Origin of the sequence: Bartonella sp. AA81SXKL, from assembly GCF_042196945.1 — a bacterium.
Classification (GTDB): domain Bacteria; phylum Pseudomonadota; class Alphaproteobacteria; order Rhizobiales; family Rhizobiaceae; genus Bartonella.
The window spans coordinates 1-294 of sequence record NZ_JBHIRH010000344.1; the positions used below are offsets into that span (position 1 = coordinate 1).

Consider the following 294-nt stretch of genomic DNA (forward strand, 5'->3'; position numbering starts at 1 on the left):
GGTAATGATTGTATTGGGTGTTATAGGTATAGTATTACCTATTATGCCGACAATGCCTTTTTTATTAATCGCTTCATGGTGTTTTGCGCGTTCATCACCACGTTTTCATCATTGGCTGAATAATCACCGCGTTTTTGGTCCACCTATTAAACAATGGGAAGAAAAGAGGGCTATCTCAACGTTTATTAAAGCTTTTGCAGTGGTGAGTATGGTAGGTGGCTTTTTATCATTTTTGGTGATGATACACCCTGCTTGGTGGTTCGCTTTATTGGTTGCTACTATTTTACTGTTAAT

The 294-nt window shown here is 38.1% G+C and carries 1 protein-coding gene; it reads left to right on the forward strand.

The window, feature by feature from the left end; genetic code table 11:
* Positions 1 to 4 precede the first annotated feature (4 nt).
* A partial coding sequence (locus tag ACFINZ_RS11600) for a YbaN family protein (protein ID WP_375701597.1) occupies positions 5 to 294 on the forward strand: 290 nt, incomplete at its 3' end.